This window comes from Kocuria massiliensis, assembly GCF_900169715.1.
Lineage (GTDB): Bacteria > Actinomycetota > Actinomycetes > Actinomycetales > Micrococcaceae > Rothia > Rothia massiliensis.
The window spans coordinates 1-17,226 of the sequence record NZ_LT835158.1 but is presented as its reverse complement, the minus strand read 5'-3'; the positions used below and the strand labels follow the sequence as shown (position 1 = coordinate 17,226).

Annotated in this window: 22 protein-coding genes; 3 read left to right on the top strand and 19 right to left on the bottom strand. The window is 60.3% G+C overall.

Features of this window, described 5'->3' with window-relative positions; translation table 11 throughout:
* Nucleotides 1-22 precede the first annotated feature (22 nt).
* The 3 genes from B9Y51_RS00110 to nrdH are packed head-to-tail and all read right to left on the bottom strand — an operon-like array spanning nt 23 to nt 1,502.
* Nucleotides 23-1,045 (bottom strand): hypothetical protein, encoded by a 1,023-nt coding sequence (locus B9Y51_RS00110; RefSeq protein ID WP_085528363.1) that lies wholly within the window; start codon nt 1,043-1,045, stop codon nt 23-25.
* Nucleotides 1,038-1,253, bottom strand: a complete 216-nt coding sequence (locus B9Y51_RS00105) for a helix-turn-helix transcriptional regulator (RefSeq protein ID WP_085528362.1) — start codon at nt 1,251-1,253, stop codon at nt 1,038-1,040. The genes B9Y51_RS00110 and B9Y51_RS00105 overlap by 8 nt, the downstream gene beginning before the upstream one ends.
* Before the next feature lie 12 nt (nt 1,254-1,265).
* On the bottom strand, nt 1,266-1,502 hold the full coding sequence (gene nrdH, locus B9Y51_RS00100; RefSeq protein ID WP_085528361.1) for a glutaredoxin-like protein NrdH: 237 nt from the start codon (nt 1,500-1,502) through the stop codon (nt 1,266-1,268).
* Between the two features lie 230 nt (nt 1,503-1,732).
* On the opposite strand from nrdH, the gene B9Y51_RS00095 reads away from it, so the two are divergent.
* The 3 genes from B9Y51_RS00095 (at nt 1,733) to B9Y51_RS00085 (ending at nt 3,568) form a co-directional block, all read left to right on the top strand.
* Nucleotides 1,733-2,044: a hypothetical protein gene (locus B9Y51_RS00095; protein WP_085528360.1), complete on the top strand. Its 312-nt coding sequence runs from the start codon at nt 1,733-1,735 to the stop codon at nt 2,042-2,044.
* An 83-nt stretch (nt 2,045-2,127) separates the two neighbouring features.
* Nucleotides 2,128-2,904 carry a hypothetical protein gene (locus tag B9Y51_RS00090; protein WP_143467925.1) on the top strand — a complete coding sequence of 259 codons (777 nt, stop codon included), beginning with the start codon at nt 2,128-2,130 and terminating at the stop codon, nt 2,902-2,904.
* 37 nt (nt 2,905-2,941) lie between these two features.
* On the top strand, nt 2,942-3,568 hold the full coding sequence (locus tag B9Y51_RS00085) for a recombinase family protein (RefSeq protein ID WP_085528358.1): 627 nt from the start codon (nt 2,942-2,944) through the stop codon (nt 3,566-3,568).
* 125 nt (nt 3,569-3,693) lie between these two features.
* Here the strand turns inward: B9Y51_RS00085 and B9Y51_RS00080 are convergent, their stop codons facing one another.
* The 16 genes from B9Y51_RS00080 to B9Y51_RS11115 all read right to left on the bottom strand — a co-directional run.
* Entirely contained in the window at nt 3,694-4,506 is an 813-nt protein-coding gene (locus tag B9Y51_RS00080; protein WP_085528357.1) for a nucleotidyl transferase AbiEii/AbiGii toxin family protein, read from the bottom strand.
* Nucleotides 4,499-4,831 (bottom strand): transcriptional regulator, encoded by a 333-nt coding sequence (locus B9Y51_RS00075; protein WP_143467924.1) that lies wholly within the window; start codon nt 4,829-4,831, stop codon nt 4,499-4,501. Before B9Y51_RS00075 ends, B9Y51_RS00080 begins: the two co-directional genes overlap by 8 nt.
* A 3-nt stretch (nt 4,832-4,834) precedes the next feature.
* Nucleotides 4,835-5,224 carry a hypothetical protein gene (locus B9Y51_RS00070; RefSeq protein ID WP_085528355.1) on the bottom strand — a complete coding sequence of 130 codons (390 nt, stop codon included), beginning with the start codon at nt 5,222-5,224 and terminating at the stop codon, nt 4,835-4,837.
* A gap of 39 nt (nt 5,225-5,263) precedes the next feature.
* Nucleotides 5,264-5,491 (bottom strand): hypothetical protein, encoded by a 228-nt coding sequence (locus B9Y51_RS00065; protein WP_085528354.1) that lies wholly within the window; start codon nt 5,489-5,491, stop codon nt 5,264-5,266.
* A gap of 223 nt (nt 5,492-5,714) precedes the next feature.
* Nucleotides 5,715-6,068 carry a hypothetical protein gene (locus tag B9Y51_RS00060; protein ID WP_143467923.1) on the bottom strand — a complete coding sequence of 118 codons (354 nt, stop codon included), beginning with the start codon at nt 6,066-6,068 and terminating at the stop codon, nt 5,715-5,717.
* Between the two features lie 154 nt (nt 6,069-6,222).
* Nucleotides 6,223-6,582 carry a hypothetical protein gene (locus tag B9Y51_RS00055; protein ID WP_085528352.1) on the bottom strand — a complete coding sequence of 120 codons (360 nt, stop codon included), beginning with the start codon at nt 6,580-6,582 and terminating at the stop codon, nt 6,223-6,225.
* A 325-nt stretch (nt 6,583-6,907) separates the two neighbouring features.
* Nucleotides 6,908-7,225, bottom strand: coding sequence for a hypothetical protein (locus B9Y51_RS00045; RefSeq protein ID WP_085528350.1), 318 nt, complete (start codon nt 7,223-7,225; stop codon nt 6,908-6,910).
* Nucleotides 7,226-7,301: 76 nt separating this feature from the next.
* A complete protein-coding gene (locus B9Y51_RS00040; protein WP_085528349.1) occupies nt 7,302-7,712 on the bottom strand; it encodes a hypothetical protein in 411 nt (136 codons plus the stop codon).
* Entirely contained in the window at nt 7,709-8,893 is a 1,185-nt protein-coding gene (locus B9Y51_RS00035) for a hypothetical protein (RefSeq protein WP_085528348.1), read from the bottom strand. Before B9Y51_RS00035 ends, B9Y51_RS00040 begins: the two co-directional genes overlap by 4 nt.
* On the bottom strand, nt 8,884-9,741 hold the full coding sequence (locus B9Y51_RS00030; protein ID WP_085528347.1) for a hypothetical protein: 858 nt from the start codon (nt 9,739-9,741) through the stop codon (nt 8,884-8,886). Before B9Y51_RS00030 ends, B9Y51_RS00035 begins: the two co-directional genes overlap by 10 nt.
* A 6-nt stretch (nt 9,742-9,747) precedes the next feature.
* Nucleotides 9,748-10,149: a hypothetical protein gene (locus tag B9Y51_RS00025; RefSeq protein WP_085528346.1), complete on the bottom strand. Its 402-nt coding sequence runs from the start codon at nt 10,147-10,149 to the stop codon at nt 9,748-9,750.
* 70 nt (nt 10,150-10,219) lie between these two features.
* On the bottom strand, nt 10,220-10,888 hold the full coding sequence (locus tag B9Y51_RS00020; protein ID WP_085528345.1) for a hypothetical protein: 669 nt from the start codon (nt 10,886-10,888) through the stop codon (nt 10,220-10,222).
* 12 nt (nt 10,889-10,900) lie between these two features.
* Nucleotides 10,901-16,126: a helicase-related protein gene (locus B9Y51_RS00015; RefSeq protein WP_143467922.1), complete on the bottom strand. Its 5,226-nt coding sequence runs from the start codon at nt 16,124-16,126 to the stop codon at nt 10,901-10,903.
* Nucleotides 16,063-16,434, bottom strand: coding sequence for a TnpV protein (locus B9Y51_RS10950; protein ID WP_143467921.1), 372 nt, complete (start codon nt 16,432-16,434; stop codon nt 16,063-16,065). Before B9Y51_RS10950 ends, B9Y51_RS00015 begins: the two co-directional genes overlap by 64 nt.
* A 229-nt stretch (nt 16,435-16,663) precedes the next feature.
* Nucleotides 16,664-16,921 (bottom strand): hypothetical protein, encoded by a 258-nt coding sequence (locus tag B9Y51_RS00010; protein ID WP_085528343.1) that lies wholly within the window; start codon nt 16,919-16,921, stop codon nt 16,664-16,666.
* Between the two features lie 50 nt (nt 16,922-16,971).
* On the bottom strand, nt 16,972-17,226 hold a 255-nt coding region (locus B9Y51_RS11115), incomplete at its 5' end, for a hypothetical protein (RefSeq protein ID WP_158088210.1).

Below are 17,226 nucleotides of genomic sequence, written 5' to 3'. Positions count from 1 at the left end.
CTTCTCCTTCTCTGGTGTGGTTCTAACGTTCGATGCCGTCGTCGGTACTGCGTCCGGCCTCGCGCCACGGTTGCGTGGTCGAGGCTTGGCCAGTCACCGAGGACTGAGCCCCCGGTTCAGTCTGGGGAAAGTCATGTGCGACCACGGAGCGCAGCTCGGCCACTTCCTCTGCCGACATACCTTCCATGCCAGCCTGCTGTTCCTGTCCCCTTGCCTCTTCCGGTTGGGCTCCATTGCGTTGCATGGATCGGAAGGACTCAACCGCATCGAGCACAGCCTCGAGATGCTGACTCTGCTGCTCAGGTGTCAGCATCTCGGGTGCCCTCGGATCGCTGGCATCGAACTCACAGACCGCGATCATCCGATCCCGGGCCTCATCCAGAGTCCAGGCTGGGCTGGAGCTGGTCTCCAGCACCGCTGCCTCGGGTCCGGCCGGTCCCTCACGGTCCGGGACCAGATGGATGAAGTCATAATTATCTTTGCCGGGGATCACCGGGGTGGTGACCTGGTACAGGTGATCACGGGCATCGCGCAGCTGAGTCTCAGCGATGAAAGCCGCCTGGGCGGATTCCATGTAAACCTCCTGCTCGACCGTTCCACCCGAGGCGATGTGCCCGTGCAGATCATCGAGACCGTCCTTGGCGTGGTTGAGGTCGTCGACGGCCACGTCAACCGTCTCGCGAATATCGTGGTACGCCTGGCCCATCTCGTCTTCGTCCGGGACGTGCTGGTGGATGCGGTGAGCTTCAGCGAACGACGCCGCGCTGTAGAGCACTTCGCGTTCGGCAAACCCGATCTGCGAAACATCCCCCTGGTTCCGAGTCTCGTCCATCCTGGCAATAGCGGCATCCAGGCCACTCTCAGTGGGGCGAATCAAGAACTGTTCCACGTCCTGCTTCGTCGCATACTCGTGCTCGCCCACATCACGACTAGCGCTGCGCTGCTCTTCTCGAGCGGGCCACGGATGCGAGACTCCAGCGGCCAGCGCCTCTGAGCCAGCGAGTGTGTACCGGCTCTTCCCGGTGGTATCTACTTCTTCACTCATGACCGTTCTCCTTGTCTTTCGTCCGTCCCTGGTTTTTATCCGCGTATTGCTCCCGCCAGTCCCGGTCCCATTCCAGGACCGTCCGCTCATCCCACCCTGAGACCGGGCCGATCTTCACATCCGGGACCGGCATCCCGCGCCGGTACAGGCTGCTGGTGCTCAGCCCGAGCAGTCGGGCAGCGTCTCTGACCGACAAATACTGATGCATCCGATTCCTTCCTCAGACTCCGGCCTTCGCCAGCGCGGCGATCTTGTCGGGTTGGAATCCCGACCAATGATCGTCATCCGTTTCAATGACCGGGGCCTGCATGTGCCCCATCGCCTTGACCCGCTCAACCGCTTCCGGGTTCGTCGCCAGATCCACGACGTCGTACTCGATGCCGTTCTTCTCTAGAGCCATTTCGGTGACCATGCACTGCGGGCATCCAGGTGTTGTGTAAAGAGTCGTGTAAGTCATGTCACTCATCCTTTCGATACCCCTCACGCTACACGCTATAGCGTGCTGCGTCTATACAAAAACGGAGGTTTTTGGAAACTCTTTTGGAACATCGTGATCTCGGCTGACCGAGTTTGCATAATCCCGTTTGCAGAAATGCGGTCCGCTGCCATGGGTTTTGACGCATTCGCACGTCCCCGGAATGTTGACCGGGGGTTGACGTATGTGGATGCCGGGGTCAACATGGGGTTATGACTGAAACCGAACAAACGGCGTGGGGCGACCCACGAACCTCGCCCGAGGCGTTCCTGGCGGCCCTCGATACTCAACCTGCTGGTTGGTCGGATGAATATGGCGGACCTGAAGGTGTGGCCCGACTGGTCAGTGAACATCAGGCCCGCTTGGCCGAGCAATCCTCACGGCTGGCAGAAGTGCGTAACGCGGCAGTAGCTGAGTTGCTGAAGACACGCTCCGGCGCGGAAGTCGGACGTATCTTTGGACTGAGCCGATCGCTGATCTCAAAAATCGCAACTCGGTCCAGGTGGGAGGACGCTCGATGGTAACCACAACACAGACTCGATTGCCTCACCCCCTGTGGGCTTCAAAAGCCACCGGCCTCCTGTGGCTGGCTGACATCGTGCTTCGCATGGCCACCATCGCCTGCGGCGCACTGATGGCCACGGCCTTGGTGCAGGCCATCGGCGATGTCCACCACGTCAATGTCGATATCCCACCGGAGCCAGCCCGGACTGCCGGGTTCCTGTTGATCGGTTTCCTCGGCTGTGCCATTCTTTGCCTGATCGTGCGTCGAGAGCTTCGGTTCCGCAGTCCTGGTGCTTTGATCGAGGCTCCTGAGCTGGAGCCGGTTGTGTGGCCGCGTATTCTTCGGCTGCTGATCCTTACGGTTTTCACCCTGTGGCTGGTCACAACACAGATTCCGCTCGATCTGCCGCTGCTGACCGCGTTCTGGAGTGCTGAAGGGTATGCCCTTGCCATCTTCAGCGCCATCGGATGCATCCGAGACTCGCTCCTGGACCGCCGCCGATGGGTAATGAACACGATGTTCGGCCTGGTAGGAATCGGCGAAGGACTGACCGTGGTCATATTGTGTCGACCGTGGCACGCTGATGCTGGGCTGTTGCTTCCCATATTCGTCTTCTGCGCTGTCGTCGCGTTACTGATGTTTATCACCGGCACCGTCTCGATGATCCGCCGTCGACGGAACACTACATCTGAGCGATTCAGCCCAATGCGTGCCGTCGATGATGCCTCTGAGGGCCTGACCCAGCTTGTCGTGGACCATTACGACTCCGGGGCCACACTGAAGACACGCGAACAGTGGACCCGTTGGATTCGTATCGGACTGGTCACTGTCGCCGTCGTGATGGTCGGCTTCTTCATCATCTCCCTCTACACCAGATGACCGTCTCCTCGACTCCAGCTCGGGTAGATTCGTGCACATGCCTTTGCCTTCTTCCCCCGATGACGCAGTGCGCCTCGGCTACGCCCGAGTCTCGACCGCCGACCAGAACGCGGACCTGCAGATACACGCGCTGGAGGAAGCCGGTTGTCACGCGATCTGGACGGACAAGGGTGTCTCTGGCACGACGATGAAACGCCCCGAGTTCGAGGCGTGCTTGAAGGCACTGCAACCGGGCAACGTGCTCGTCGTGTGGAAGCTCGACCGCCTCGGAAGGAAGCTCTCGGGCTTGGCCAGCCTCTATGACGATCTGGCTGCGCGTGGTGTGGGCATCGTGTCATTGTCCGAAGGCATCGACACCCGAACCCAGATGGGTAAAGTCATGATGCAAATGGCCGGTATCTTTGCCGAGGTAGAGCACGAGCTGATCCTCGAGCGCACTCGTGCCGGACTGGAAGCAGCACGCCGCAAGGGACACAAGGGCGGTCGCCCCCGCAAGATCAACCCGCTGCTGGTCCGGGACATTGTGCGTGACCGGGAGTCCATCAACCCTGAGACCGGTCGACGCTGGACAATCAGCGCCTTGGCAAAAAAATACGGTGTCTCTGTGGCTACGATTTCCAGGGTACTGACCGCAGAAAACGAACGGCTCGACGAGGACAGGTGAGCACCTGACGACGACGTCGTCAGTCTTTCAATGGCCCTCCGTTGCGTCTGGGTGCTTGTTCCTCGGTTCTCGTTGAGTCCTTCTGGATTCTTTGGAAGCTCGTAGTCCCCCAACCACATCCCCACCTAGCCTCCCCGTTCGGTGCCGGGGGCTTGCGACCGGGCCTGCACTGGCCCTGAGCCTGCATTATGGCCCGGTTCGGCCTGATTGCTCGTCCCGAGCTGTTGCTGTCTCGGGAAATCTGCTCGGTGCAAGGAACGGATTTCATCTAGCTCTTCACGCTCGGGACCTGCAAGTTCAGACACCCATTCCTGGAGCCGGTGTTGGATCTGTTGAAGCTGGTCAGCATCGACACCATAGACTCCGACCTCTTCGACGGTGAGGTATTCCGCACCTGCCAGAATGTGGGAGAAGTATTCGCGGTCAAAGCCTGGGTCCTGCGCTTCCACGGCGTTGAGTAGTTCTTCGTCGCTGTAGCGGCCTGATTGCCTGATCGAGTCGACGTCGAGGAAGTCACGTGGATAGTGACGCCCGTAAAGAGCACTGACCTTGCTGCCCACAGCATCATCGATATCCAGCACGGCACCGACGTCCATGTAGGCCGGTGCATGGCCTCGGTAGTCGACTCCGAAATCGACCTGTACGCTCTGCGCGTCGCGAGTGATGGTGATGTTCTTGAACATCTCGAGGTCACGACCAACCTCGACGTCGTAGCCTGTCTCCTTTAACGCCTGGACAGCTCGACTCGTCGCATCCTGAAAACTCGTGGATTGCTGCGGGTTGGTGAAAAGGTCGACGTCTTCGGTAGGCCGATTGATGATCCCGTGTTCTCGCAGTGCCCCCGAACCGGTCAGGACGAACCCGTGCTGGGACAAATTCTCCAACAACACGGTGGCAACCTCTCGCTGGAAGGCAAGCTCGTCATCCCGACTAGTCATGCTTGCCGACCCTGGAGAGCTTATCGGGGAACCTGGTTGCCCATCGCTTCCGGGTTGCTGGGGGTAGGAGCATCTCGTTCCAGACGGATTGGATGATTCTGCCGTTGAGGTAGTGGGCTTGGTCTTCTTTTGTGCCGTTGTCCATGACTTCCCGAACCAGTACCCGTCGGCCACCAATGGTCGACAGGTCCAGGGTCCGGTACGGCGCCCAGCACAGCCGTTGGGGCAGTGTAATGGTCCCGGTGGTGGGTCCTTGCAGATCCTCCCACTGGTCCACGATCTCGTAGGGCTTGGAGTCAGCGAATCGTTGCCGTGCAGACTGCAAGGTTTACTCGCCCCGATTCATCTTGTACTCGGCGAGGCCAAGTAGTCGTGGCTGTGTCTCCAGACGTGGAACTCTCCGGACCTGGGTTTTGGTCACAATAGGGAAAGTACGAGCGGTCGTCAGTTGCTGATGAAGGTCGACAATATACCTGTGCACTGTTTTTGCTTCGAGTGAGCGAGTGAGTGCTTCTGCCCAGTCCTGCATCTGCTGGTCGGTCAGTGCAGGTTCTTTGTCATCGAGGATCCGCTCTGGTACGCCACGAGCGAGTGCAGTGTTCCTGGCCTTGTTTCGGTTGTCTTGTTCATCGAAGTCCGGCGCTTGATCGGGCCGGGCCGCGTTGAGTTCAGCTTCGATTTTTTCAAGGCGATTTTTGATCGGGTTGAATATACTCATTTCGCCACCTTGGTCTTGGTTTCGGCTCCTGATTATTTCCTACCCCTGGTCAGTTTGACGGGTGGTGAAGCTTCGGGGTTTTCGTGGATATGTGCCGCGTTTGGGGATCGTTTTGTCCCACGCATCGAGGGTGTCCTGTGTATAGCCCTGTCGGTCCCCGACCATCACGTCAGGCTCGAGGGTATAGAGGCGGAGACGGCGCTGGAAGGCTGATCGCTGGATACCGAGGTATTCGGCGGCCTGCGCGGCGGATAAGTATCGCTTCATGCCTGTCGCTCGCTTCCATGTGGTGACCCAAAGATTCGGGCTGAGTGATACCCACGACTTCCGTGGGCAGAACGTGTAGGATCGTGAGCGAACCTTCTTGGTTCGCAGTCTCCGCCCCGTGGGGTGGGGCGGCCCGCCCGGCCTTCGTTGAGGATTGGACAATTTCCTGGGCGCACCTAGTGCGCATATCCTGCCGGGCGGGCTTTTTACATCTCACTCGGTGTCATAGGTCGTCGGGATCGCAGTCGTTGCCATCCCACATCCAAGCAGTAACTCGGAAAAATCCGGGTTCAAGAGGCCCCTCATTGTAAACCCGCCCCATATCTACCGGGTGACCCCCAACTTTCTTGAAACTGACCCGCAAGTCGGGCTGCCCGAGCTCGTTGATTTTAAAGAAGGCCGGTGGATCGCCTTCGTCGTCCCACAGCATGATCGCGCGGTCGACGTTATCGAATGCCGCATCGTATTCCTGGGCATTGAATGGAACCCATTCAATAGTGGCCGTTGAGCTGGTGCGGTGTCGGATGGATTCCGCATGCAGTGTCGTGGTGATCGTGGCATCTGTTGAGGCGTCCATGGTTCTCTCCTTCTTGGTTCCGCGTTGATCCGGGTCGTTGACTCCCGGAGTGAACATTCATAACAATACCGTCGGTGTAGTTATCAGGCAAGGGTGGAAACAGATTACGGAGGTGAATTTTCTGGGATTCTGAGGACGGGATCAGGCTCCAGCTTTAGAGTCCCTGGTCTTCGGCGGGGTCAAAAGGCCCCGAGGGCATGTCTTCTGCGGCTTCCTTGCTCAGATAGAGGTCGTATCCGACCATGCCGACCAGGAGTGCCAGCATGAGCACGTTCAGGACGATCCAGACGATGGTGATGATGGTGAAGCCCGGGGAGTCGAACGGTTCGGCCAGCAGGTGTGCGAACCAGTCTGCCGGTGCTGGCATGGGCCGACCATCCACGATTGAGGTATAGCCCGGCTGGGATATCCAGACTGCAATGTCAGAAAAGCCGGTGCCGATGATGATGACTATTGGCAGTGTCACCGTGAGTCCGAGGTGGGTGTCGATCCAGTCTGTGATTGAGGGTTTCATCTGTACCTCCGGGTGCGCGTTGTTAGAGCAGTAGTAGTGGCATGGCGACGGCAACGGCGAAGAGGATCAGGGCGAGAGCAAATCGTGCCCACATGCGGTGGCGGCTACTGGTTGGCCTCGCGGTCGTGGATGTTTGGGGCCGTTGGTCGTGGTCCTGGTTTTGACATAGTGGCATCCCAGGCGTCGATGGTCTCCGGTAACCATCCCCTGGTGGAGCCGATGATCGCATCCGGTGGTGGTTGTGGTCGCCGCCGGTAGAAGGTGACTTTGTGGATTCCGAGCCGTTCGGCAGCTTCGGCGGCTGAGAGAAATCGAAGCGGGTCCCTCACTTCGACAGATCCCAAACACTGATGCCGTTGCTCGGGTCGCGAGGATTACCAACAGCTTCTGCATAGATCACTCGTTGATTCTTCCCGATTCCTCGGTGCTCGCTCCACCAAGTCTGCACGATCCAACGGGCGAAGACGACAGAACAGAAGACTACGAGACATGCGCCGAAGACAACCAGCGGAATGATCGCCCAAACGGAAGAGCCTGCTGTGAGGAGTGCTCTGATGGCCGTGCATGCGGCCCAGAGAGTGATCGCGTCTGCAACGGCGAGGACCATGACAGTCGTCCACGTTGCGAAACTAGTCTTTGGCATGGCGGTTCTCCTTTGACGATGCGTACGGAAGGTGCCCCGGCCATATCGGGCAGGGGATGATCGGGTTACCGAGTCCCTACATGGGTCTCGGGTAGGGGGTATGGCAAACGCCGTCGGCACCGCAGTAACCCCAGCCGCTGGCGAACAGCAGAATAAATAATGCGGCGAGTCCTGACAGTGCAGTCACTATGTAAACCACCGTGACGAAAGTATTCCGTCGTCTCGGGTCGAGGAAGACCACCATTCCAAACCCCAGCACAGTCAGAACCCCGGTACCGATGCCTGCCCGGATCAACCACCCAGAGCCCGGAGGGATCGGCTCGCCTGCTTTCATCAGCCAAACGATTGCCAGCAGCGCGAGAGCGGATGACCAACAGGCTCCGATGGCGATGACCAGGTATCGAATCTTTGCCCGCCGCAGCTGGCTGGGCGGCTCCGCTTGCATCTCAGGGAGAAGCCCATTCATGGGTTTTTCCTCCGAGGTCATGCAGGCACCTCCTGTTCCCGTACGTTGTCCGGTGCGTGGATGTTTATCGTTTCCCCGTTGATGAATCGGTGACATGCGTCGAGGACGTCAGCCTCGTCGACTAGGGTCGTGAACCCATGCGGATCGATACGGTACCCAGCCTTGTTGTGGTCGTCTTTGACCCGTTTGCCTTGGCGGACGGCCGGCCCAATGTAACGGTTCGGGAAATCTTCGCCCCAGTCTGGGGCCTGGACGAGGGCATCGATCACGAGGGATCTGCGGCGTCGGGTATCGGTGAGGTAGAACTGCGGTTCCAGGTAGTGCGTTTCTCCACCTTGAGGGTATTGCTGTGTGTGGATGCCCATATCCTCGGCCTGATCCCTCGCCACGTCCAGGCGGATGTGCTTCGGAAGATCACCTTGAATCTGCTCGAGCACCGCCTGCAATGGTGCAAACGGCTGGACCCGGGTCGGGGCTTTCTCAGGCCCGAGCACTGGTGAACTGACGGTCCGGTCCAGGTCGGTGGCTACTTGGTCGTCTTCGCCGGGGAAGAGCTGGATTGCCGCGAGGAGATCGACGGCGGCCCCGGGTGCGTGCGCGAAATCGCGTGTTGGGCTATCGGCCGGGTCGTAATCACGGGTGGTGTCCCAGGGCACATAGGGACCGACCGGGTCGCCTCCGAAGACCACCATCATCGAGTCATCGACAATGGCTCGACAGCACAGGCCGTCCTCGGACTGGATCAAAATGGAATCCCTGACAGTACAATTCGGGTTCGCGTGTTTGCCTTCGACAGACGCGACGAGCAAGCCCTGACAGATTACGTCTCCGGCGGCGGGCACGACCGAGGGCCACAGGCGTGCCGCGATCATCTGGAGCACGAAATGGTTGTGCCAAGGAGCGATGCACCGTAGCCAAAGGAGCGGATCCAGCGAACCGCCCAGGACATCGGCGATCACAGCGTTCGCCGCTGTGGCGTCTCCGTCGGGGTAGGCGCGGCCTTTGAGCTTCTCCCTCAGATTCTTGACGATTCTAGGGAGTCCGGCCGGGGCACGGTCGATGGGTTGGCTTCGCCGCCAAGGTGCCTTCTCACGGATCGCTTGAGCGTCTTCGGGGTAGCCGAGTTCTTCGGCAACAATCATCATGGTCTCGCACAGCCAGTGGAGACCGTCTCGTTTGGTCAGTGTGGTGATTACCGGCATTCCAGAGCCTCCGCCCAATCGTTTTCGAGTGCTTCTGCCCATTCGTTGAGAGTTCGGACCCATTTTTGGGCCGGATCAGGCTCTTTCAACTCTCGCCTCATGGGTCCACCCCAGTAGGACCGATCCCGGTTCCGGGCCTCGAAGCCGTTGATGATGTCTTCCATGTCTTGGGCTGGCATGTCGGCACCAAAATCAATCAGTCGTTGAAGCATGTCGAACCAGTCGGTGATCTCGTGAAGGTGAGTCAGTGCCCCGGCTTCAGAGTCATCCTGCCAGTAATACCCGATTTGGCGGCCATACGGGCGGCCCCATCGGCTGTTGCCCCAGTCTCCGCGGCCTCGAGCATCGTGGACGTTAAGGACCTCCAACGATTGCCCCGCGGCGTTGGTGAACACTGCCATGTCCGGGGTGTGGCGGTCTTCGTCCGGGTGGTCATCGGTTGGACGCCAGGTGTACGGGATTCCGTAGAAAGCGGCCAGGTCCTGGATCGGCGGTACAGGCCCGTGAATGATTCTGCTGAACGTCTTGGTAGCAGTTGCCGAGGCATCGAGCAGGAGGGGGCGGAGCGGGTGCTTGGGAAGCTGCAGCGAATTGGGTCTGAAGCCGAGGTAGAGGCAGATACCGTCTTCGCGTGTGGTGGACAGGATCAGTGGGAAGTATCCCGGAGTTTCCGTCTGCGAGCCACGGACCCGATTGGACGTCCACCCGAGGCCTTGCAGTTCTATGCGTATGCGTTCGGCCGGTCTGTGGTTTCCTCGACGATCGAGCTGGGATGCGGCACCTAGCAGTGCACGTGTGAATGCTTTCGTGGCGAGACCTGACTTGGGTACCGGCAGGTTGATCTGCATGAGTTATCAGAGTCCTTGATCTTCGGCAGGGTCCAATGGTCCGGAACGCATCGGAGCGCTGTCTCGGTTCCGCAAATAGTATTTCCACCGGGAAAGTATGCTGCGGTCAGCGATCCCGGCAGCTTCAGCAACTCGGCGAAGTTCTTGAGCATTCTCCACAACCCGAAGAATCCCAGAATTCCGGTCGCGGGCGTCTTTGGTCGAGCCCCTGATGGTCCCGTCTGAGTTGAACAGGCCTCGGAAGATCTCTTTGCGCATCCGCTGCAGGTGTTTGGCTCGATACATTTCGGCTGTGCTGTTCGCGAAGGTGTTGAGGTGGTCTTCGTTGGTCCAGTCCGCGCCGCTGTCCTGAAATGCACGCATGATGTTGAAAAGGTCTTCGCGGTAGTCGTATCGAGTTAAGTACATGTGGCTTCCTCGCATCCGTCGCCCATCTTGCACCAATTATGTTATCGGATGTTGCATTATTTGGACAGGGTCAGCCGTTGTTGTTGGTTCGTGAGTAGCTGCTGACGGTCATGGTGGATTGGCGGGCATCCATGGCCTGATCCCAGTTTCTGGTGGCGTTCCACCACTTGATGATTTTGTAGGCGAGAACCAGGGCCATGACGATGACACCCATGATCGCCTGGGCAGAAAGTGTCCCGTAGAGCTGGGTCTGTTGTTGGTCCGCGTTGAAGCTGGGATCGTTCAGTGCGGATGCAGTGCCGAGGAACCCGAAGCCGTATGCCATGGTGCCGAACATTCCGAATCCAGTCATAGCCGTAATGGCCAGAACGAGGAAGATCAGCCCTCCCCATCCGAACACCGGCCGGTTGGGGATGCCATTGTGGATCATCTCCTGTCGCATGGCTCGTGCGTCCAGAATCCAGGTGACCACCGTGGTCACACAGAGTGCGAGTATGCCGATGAGCAGTGCCACTGAGTAGGGGTAGGCGAATTGTTCGGGCAGTTGCATGGTGAATAGGCCGAGCAAGATGCCGGAAACGATGAAGCAGGTGAGGGACCAGCCGATCAGGGTGGCCCCGATGAAGGAGACCTGACGGATTGGATCGGTTGGTGGGTCTTTGCGCCATCTCCGCCGTGCGGCGTACCAGACGATGGCTGTTCCGAGGACGAGGGAGATCAGTGAGAGTGCGATGGTCATATGGTCTGTCCTTTAGTCGATTCCGTTGTCGCAGTCGTGTTCGTTCTCCGGCCCGTGGCCGGGGTTATAAGGGTTCTCCTGTTGTGTTGGTCCGGTGGTACCGGGGTTTTGGGGGAAGTCGCGTCCGAGCAGTGTCCGCATCTGGTCGATGTCGTCCTGACTCATCCCGTCATCGGGTGGGTCCATCACCGCCGTCTGCCCGGGGGACTCCGGTCCTGTCGCCTCCGTTCCCAGGGGGGTTTGGGCACCGGGGTGCGCGACTCCCCCACTGGTGGGTGTCCTGGATTGGAAGGCGCGGAGTTTTTTGTCCAGCTCGGCGACGTTCTGGCGTGCGAGATCGAGGTCGGCGGCCTTGTCGAAGGGTTTGCCGAGGCGCTGGTCGGCATCGGCGATGCTGGCTTCCAGCTTCTCGACCCGCGTGGCCCGTTGATCGGCCTTCTCATCCAGGCCCGCGATTTGGTTCTCGATGCGGGTGATCAGCCCGCGATGCGGGTTCAGTGTCTCGTTGCGTGAGGTCTCGACGCAGACACCGGGTGCATCGGCAATGGCGATGCGTACCGGAGAGGAGCCGAGATCGCCCATGACACCGGGGCCTTGGACCATGCGCAGATCATGGCCGCCGAGATGCGCGCAGGTACCCAGGTCTGCTTCCCCGCGCAGCGGGGGACGTTGGGAGCCGTTGGTAGTGGCCCATCCGGCCAGTGCCTCGGCGGCCTTGGCCCGGTCGGTGATGGGCTCACCGTGACCGGGCACGGTCATACGGAACTTCTCACCGCTGGTGTCGACGGTGTGTTGTGCGGCTTCGCGCAGCTGTGGGATTTCTTCTTGGAGTCGGGTGGATTCGGAGACCCACCCGGCTTTGGAGAATTGCAGCGTCGACTGGTCCTGCCGGTGACCTCGTTCCAGGCGTTCGAGTTTGGACAGCTGCTGGTCGGCGTTGGATTTTTCAATCAGCAGCGGATTGCCGGTGGCCAGTGCTTTGACCTCGGCGTAGGACATGGTGGAGTCGCCGATGTCTTCGATCTCGCGGACATCGAGCTTACCCCGCATGGCCTGATTCGTGAAAGCGGATTTGCGTTCGACGGTCTGCCACATGAACGGCTCGACGGAGCCTTTGGTCACGACCTGGGTCAGCTTGACCTCGTCGTTCTGGTTGCCTTGGCGCAGGATGCGCCCGTTGCGTTGCTCGACATCAGCTGGCCGCCACGGACAATCCATGTGGACCAGGTGCGCCAACCGGGCCTGGATGTTGGTTCCGACGCCCATTTTCTGGGTGGAGCCGATCAGGACCGCGACGTCACCGGAACGGCACTGCTCAAAGAGTCTGGCCTTTTTGGCATCGTTGGTGGCTTCGTGGACGAACCTGATTTTCTCTTCCGGGATGCCACGTGCTGTGCATTGGGTTTTTAGCTCGTCGTAGAGACTGAATCGGTCGTCGGGCTTCGGTGTGCCGAGGTCGCAGAAGACGACCTGCAACGCCCCTGGGGTCGGGTGGACCTGGTCGGTCCCGGCGATCAGGTACTGATTGTCCTTGGTCTCGTCGTAGACCTGTGCCAGCAGGTCAGCGGTGGCTTCGGCTTTGGTCTTCGCCTGGCCATCATCCAGAGGTGCTTCGTCGCCGAGCAGACGCAGGTCGGCGGCGGCCTTACGGCCATCGCTGGTGATTTTCAGGGCGTTGTCGATCCGGGGATCGACTGTGCCTTTGCTGACCAGCTCGTAGCGGTCTGCCATCTGCTCGACATATTCTTTTTGCGCCTGTGAAGGTTGGACGACCAGTGTCTCGGGTGCGCGTTGTCCGTCCGAGGTGCGGGCTGCGATCTGCGGGACGGGAAGGTTCAGGTCTTCCTGGAGCTTGACGTCGCCGAAGGTATGGAACATCCGCAGCAGTTCGGGGACGTTCTGGAATTTGGCGAAGCGTTCCTTCATGTGGAAGGAATCGCCTCCGGCGACGGTCATTTCCATCTCACGGATCACGGAGCCGAAGGTCGCGGCCCAGGAGTCGAAGTCATCCAGCCCGGCCGCTTCGAGCAGGTCAGGGCGGAGGAACCGGGTCATCACGTGCATTTCGGACATGGAATTGGCAATCGGGGTGCCGGTGGCTCCGGTGATCACCCGGTCGCCGTGCTGTTGGCGGAGGTAGTCGATCTTCATGTGCAGATCGGTGGCCTTCTTCGAGCCTGCGATGCTGGCGTCTTTAATCTGGGAGATTGTCTCCAGGTTCTTGAACTCGTGGAGCTCGTCGACACAGAGGTAGTCGATGCCGGTTTCTTCGAAGGTCAGTCCGTCGTCGTGCTCGGCATCCTGGAGGGCCTTGGTCTGCTCCTCGATGGCTTGGAGCCTACGCTGGAGCTGCTTGGTTGATCTGCCCGTGTTTTCACCGTTCTGCTCGGCCCGCAGCGCGGATTTCTCGAGGTTCTCCCGCTGGATCGCGACCTCGCGATCCAGATACGCGCTTTGATGCTCGGGTGTCATGGGAATGCGGGTGAAGGCCGAGTGGGTCAGGATGATCGCGTCCCAATCGCCGGTCGCGGTCCGGGCGATAAAGGCGCGGCGGTCATCGCCACGCATGTCCTCGGAGCTGGCGGTGAGCAGTTTCGCCTGCGGATACATGCCCAGCCACTCGCGGGAGAATTGGTTCAACATGTGGTTGGGGACCACGACGGCGGGCTTGTTGACCATCCCCAGGCGTTTCAGTTCCATGGTGCCCATCACCATCTCGGCGGTCTTACCCGCCCCAACCTGGTGGAATAAGCCAACCGAGGGTTCGTTGAGCATCCGGGCCACAGCGGTTCGCTGGTGCTCGCGGGGCACGAAATTTTTGACCAGTCCCGGCAGGGTCAGGGCTTCACCGGCCTTCTGATAGTCGCGCAGCACGAGGTTGTTGAAGCTGCGGTTGTACTCGCCTGCCAGGGTGGCGGCCCGTTGTGGGTCTTCCCAGACCCATTCGCTGAACCGCTCGGCGAGGTTTTCGGCCCGCTCATTGGCCATCGCGGTTTCTTGGGTATCGACGGCCCGGTGTCCGTCCTCATCGGCTGGGTGGTAGGCGATGATGGCTTTTTGTTCGGCCATCAGTCCCAGCAGCCGGTAGGCCGGGAACTTCTCGGTGCCCCAGCCGCCACGGTTCATCCCGGAGCCGGAGTAGTCCCAGCTGGCACCGGAGACACGGCGCATGGTGGCGGTGGTATCCCCGGTGACTTCATGCAGGAAGTCGGTGTGGACGGTATCTGGAATCCATGAGGCCCCGACGCGGGCCTCGATCTCGGAGGGTTGTAGGTCGGTGGGTACGACCTCGCGCAATGCCTCGACATTGCCTGCCAGCTGTGGGTTCTCGACGGCGGCGGTCTCGGCGGCTTCGAGTTTTGCCCGGACATCACCGGAGAGATACGCCTCGCGGGTCTCTAGCCGGTTTTCGCCGGGGACGTCGAAGACGGTCTCGCCCAGCCGGTCGCGGGCAGTCTGTGGGTCGGTCTCGAGCAGATCAGCAATGTAGTCGAGGTCGACCTCGCCGGTCTGGTCGAGACTGATCGCCAGGGCATCGGCAGGTGATTCGGCGCGGGTGATCGTTTTGCGCTGCTCGAGGACACGCTCGGAGAGCAAGGCAGCGGGCACGGCGGTACCGGTCGCGTTGTCGTAGACCTCGAGGCTGGACACCAGCGGCCCATACGGGTCCTTGTTGAGTTTGGCCATGACCGGTGCGGCACGGCGGGTGATCGTACCGGTGGCGGTGGTCGATTCCTTGATCCGGTTGATCGGACCATAGGTCTCTACGTAGGCGGCGTAGGCGTCGGAGAGTCCGCGTCGGGTGGCTGCGATGTCCTCGGTATCGGTGGTCGTCTGTGCCTCGGCACTGATCAGACTCCGTGTCTGGTCGCGCAGCTGGAGCAAGGAGGAGAGTTCGGTCCGCTGGGTCGCGGGGACCTCCAAGGGCTGCTGGGTACCTTGCCGGTAGATGGTGAAGACGCCCTCGCCCTGGTCGGTGATGTGCCCATCGAGGAGGTTCTGCTCGTCGGGGACGATCAGCGGCATCGCCTGGGCATCGCTGGCCGGGGTCGGGTCGTAGAGCAGACTCTGGTTTCCACGACGGGTGACAACTCCACGAAGTCTGCTGGCCAGTACGTTGACCGAGACGCCGAAATCAGAAGATGGGTTCGAGGGGTAGATGGCGGTGTCGTTGCCGAATCGGTCCGTGGCAGGCCGGGGCGGGATGATGAAATGGCCTTCCAGTTCTTCAGTGAAGAACGCCTCGTTGAGGCTGACTGTGGCTTCCTGATCGGCGTAGGTGATCCGTTGCTGACGTGTGTGGACCCAGCCGTCGTTGCCGGGTGTCTCGTGCTCGTGCCGTTTGCGGAAGAACAGTACGTCGGTGGCCACGTCGGTACCGGCCGAGCGTTGGAAGGCCCTGTTTGGTAGCCGGATTGCGGTGAGCAGGTCGGCCTTCTCGTGCATGGCTTGCCGTGCCGCACTGTTTTGGGCATCGAGGGTGTAGGTCGAGGAGATCACCCCGACGATCCCACCGGGTTTGACCAGATCCAAGGACTTGAGGATGAAGTGATTGTGCAGTGAGTGCCGGTCCGGGTTGTGCCTCGGATCGTGGAGCACGTTCTGCCCGAAGGGGACGTTGCCGATCACGACGTCGAAGTAATCATCGGGAACTGCCGTATCAGCGAAGGACTCGGTGCGGATGGTCGCATCCGGGTAGACGGCCTGGCTGATCGCTGCGGTAACCGGATCGAGTTCGACACCGGTCATTTCTGCGCCCTCGGGGGCGGTACCGATGAAGGTCCCGGACCCGGAGCCGGGTTCGAGCACGCGCCCGGACTCGAATCCCAGATCGGTCATGGCCTGCCACATCGCCTGAGCTACACGCGGGTCAGTGAAGTGCGCATTGAGTACGGTCCGCTCTGCGGCCCGGTACTCTGCCTCGGACAGCTCTTGGCGCAGCTCTTCACGCTCGGCCTCGAACTCGGTCCGGGCCGGGTTGAAGACCTCGGCCAGTCCGGTCGCACCCCAGGAACCCCACCGTGCCAGTTGCTGACGTTCCTCGGTGGTGGCTTCCCTCTCCTCGGCCTGGATCCGGCGAAGGGTCTGGATCGCGGCGAGGTTGGCCTGGAAACGGGCCTGGGTACCCGAAGGAGCCAGATCATCCGGTGATGCCTGAATGAAGGCGTCTTCGTCTACTCCGGTGTCTCGGTCGCTTCCTGGTCCAGCTGGGCGATCCGCTGGTTGATCGCGGTCCACGTCGGGTCCGGGCTCTCGTCCTCTTCCGTCTCGAGGTCGGTCTCCCACTGATCCCTCGGCGGGGTCAGCACCTCGGAGATCACGATCTCCTCGGCCTGCTGCTTCGCCGCGTTCAGCCTCCCCCACTTGGCCAGGAAGTCCTCGGTCGGACTGTCCTGCCCCTGCAGGCTCAGCTGCAGCTGATTGATTTGTTCCTCGGCCTGGTCCGCCAGGTTCTGGAAGAACACCTCCTGGTTCTCCAGGGCTTGGTACTGGCTCGGGGTCAGCCGCTTCCAGTTGGTCTTCGCGATAGCTGCGTAGTCGCTCATCTCGTGTTTCCTCCGATTCCGGGGTCAGGAATTCGAACAGATCGGTTTGTCCGTCGATGGTGGTGGGTTTGCGACGTGCCATGTAGCGCGGGTCCTGTCGGGTTGACGTACTTCACAATCCACGTTAACCGAGCCGAGGACCGTTTAACAGAGCTTCCGATGCCTACAGTCCCGCACATGCTCACGCATGTGAGTGTGTGCGTTGGTGAGTGTGTGCGTGTGTGCATGATCAGTTTTCCATGCCGCGCCGCAGGTAGTAGTTCAGCAACTCCTTGACAGTCGAGCCAGGCCGCTTCGGCGTGGCCATCTTGTTCTCGAGGGCTTCCCTCCTGAGCCGTTCGTGCAGGTCTCCTTCCATATCCACGGTCATGCGCACGTCGGGGCGAGGCTGTGAAGCCTCTGCCGGGAAGCTGCTGGCGACACTGTTCGAGGTCCGGGTTGATGACTTCTTGTCGAAGGCGTTCTGGAGGCCGTTGTTCTTTGCCATGATGTTCTCCTTGATTAAGTGAGTGTGTGCGTTGGTGCGTGCGTGCGTGGTTATGCACGTTGCATGTGTGCTCGTAGGGCGGTCGAGAGCTCAGTGTAGACATCTTGGTATCCGGCCAGGTCCAGCTTCTGTGTATCTGCGAACCAGGCCTCGGCGATGCCGACCCGGTTGGGAATCTCGGCTTCGAATCTGACCAGGTCCATCTCATCGCAGAGCTGGGTGATCTGATCGTGCAGCTTCTTGCGCCGAGAGTGGGAAATGGTCAGCAGAACCGCCAACGGCGTATCGCCCAAAGATTGGATGGT

Coding starts and splice junctions, on each gene's coding strand:
- nrdH (WP_085528361.1), bottom strand. CDS start 1,502: ATGACTTACACGACTCTTTACACAACACCTGGATGCCCGCAGTGCATG.
- B9Y51_RS00105 (WP_085528362.1), bottom strand. CDS start 1,253: ATGCATCAGTATTTGTCGGTCAGAGACGCTGCCCGACTGCTCGGGCTG.
- B9Y51_RS00025 (WP_085528346.1), bottom strand. CDS start 10,149: ATGTACTTAACTCGATACGACTACCGCGAAGACCTTTTCAACATCATG.
- B9Y51_RS00080 (WP_085528357.1), bottom strand. CDS start 4,506: ATGACTAGTCGGGATGACGAGCTTGCCTTCCAGCGAGAGGTTGCCACC.
- B9Y51_RS00045 (WP_085528350.1), bottom strand. CDS start 7,225: ATGCCAAAGACTAGTTTCGCAACGTGGACGACTGTCATGGTCCTCGCC.
- B9Y51_RS00090 (WP_143467925.1), top strand. CDS start 2,128: ATGGCCACCATCGCCTGCGGCGCACTGATGGCCACGGCCTTGGTGCAG.
- B9Y51_RS00040 (WP_085528349.1), bottom strand. CDS start 7,712: ATGACCTCGGAGGAAAAACCCATGAATGGGCTTCTCCCTGAGATGCAA.
- B9Y51_RS00055 (WP_085528352.1), bottom strand. CDS start 6,582: ATGAAACCCTCAATCACAGACTGGATCGACACCCACCTCGGACTCACG.
- B9Y51_RS00020 (WP_085528345.1), bottom strand. CDS start 10,888: ATGACCATCGCACTCTCACTGATCTCCCTCGTCCTCGGAACAGCCATC.
- B9Y51_RS00070 (WP_085528355.1), bottom strand. CDS start 5,224: ATGAGTATATTCAACCCGATCAAAAATCGCCTTGAAAAAATCGAAGCT.
- B9Y51_RS00035 (WP_085528348.1), bottom strand. CDS start 8,893: ATGCCGGTAATCACCACACTGACCAAACGAGACGGTCTCCACTGGCTG.
- B9Y51_RS00010 (WP_085528343.1), bottom strand. CDS start 16,921: ATGGCAAAGAACAACGGCCTCCAGAACGCCTTCGACAAGAAGTCATCA.
- B9Y51_RS00110 (WP_085528363.1), bottom strand. CDS start 1,045: ATGAGTGAAGAAGTAGATACCACCGGGAAGAGCCGGTACACACTCGCT.
- B9Y51_RS00060 (WP_143467923.1), bottom strand. CDS start 6,068: ATGGACGCCTCAACAGATGCCACGATCACCACGACACTGCATGCGGAA.
- B9Y51_RS10950 (WP_143467921.1), bottom strand. CDS start 16,434: ATGAGCGACTACGCAGCTATCGCGAAGACCAACTGGAAGCGGCTGACC.
- B9Y51_RS00030 (WP_085528347.1), bottom strand. CDS start 9,741: ATGCAGATCAACCTGCCGGTACCCAAGTCAGGTCTCGCCACGAAAGCA.
- B9Y51_RS00095 (WP_085528360.1), top strand. CDS start 1,733: ATGACTGAAACCGAACAAACGGCGTGGGGCGACCCACGAACCTCGCCC.
- B9Y51_RS00065 (WP_085528354.1), bottom strand. CDS start 5,491: ATGAAGCGATACTTATCCGCCGCGCAGGCCGCCGAATACCTCGGTATC.
- B9Y51_RS00085 (WP_085528358.1), top strand. CDS start 2,942: ATGCCTTTGCCTTCTTCCCCCGATGACGCAGTGCGCCTCGGCTACGCC.